This is a genomic window from Streptomyces sp. A012304 (assembly GCF_026008495.1).
Taxonomy (GTDB): domain Bacteria; phylum Actinomycetota; class Actinomycetes; order Streptomycetales; family Streptomycetaceae; genus Streptomyces.
The window spans coordinates 8,636-9,261 of record NZ_BQUN01000206.1 but is presented as its reverse complement, the minus strand read 5'-3'; the positions used below and the strand labels follow the sequence as shown (position 1 = coordinate 9,261).

At 73.0% G+C, this 626-nt stretch carries 1 protein-coding gene; it reads left to right on the top strand.

From position 1 onward, the window contains the following. Positions 1 to 26: 26 nt before the first annotated feature. On the top strand, positions 27 to 626 hold a 600-nt coding region (locus ALMP_RS41860; RefSeq protein ID WP_375803620.1), incomplete at its 3' end, for a KR domain-containing protein.

Below are 626 nucleotides of genomic sequence, written 5' to 3'. Positions count from 1 at the left end.
CGATGACGGAGGAGCGGCTGCACGGTGTGCTGCGTTCCAAGGTCGACAGTGCGGTCAACCTGCATGAGCTGACCCGTGACCTGGACCTCTCCGCCTTCGTGCTGTTCTCCTCCGCCGCGAGTGTGTTCGGCAACAGCGGTCAGGCGAACTACGCGGCCGCCAACGCCTTCCTCGACGCCCTGGCCGAGCATCGGCGCGCGTCCGGCAGGCCCGGTGTCTCCCTGGGCTGGGGACCGTGGGCCCAGTCCAGCGCTCTGACCGGCGCCACGGAGAACAGCGCGGCGTCCCGTGCCCTGCGGCGCGGCGTACGGGCCCTGACGAACGAGGAAGGACTCGCCCTCTTCGATGCCGCGCTGCGGTCCGACGCGGCCCATCTCGTCCCCGTCCTGCTGGACCCGGTGGCCCTGCGGGCCCGGGCGGCCGCGGGCGCGTTGCCGGACGTGCTGCGCAGTGTGGTGCGCGCGACGACTCGCCGGGTCGCGGCCACCGCGACGGAATCGGCGGGCTCCACGTTCGCCTCACGGCTGGCGGCCCTCGACGAGGAGGCGCGCGAGGCCGAGATCCTCCACCTCGTCCGGACGAACGTCTCCCTCGTCCTGGGCCATGAGTCCGGGGAGGCGGTGGGT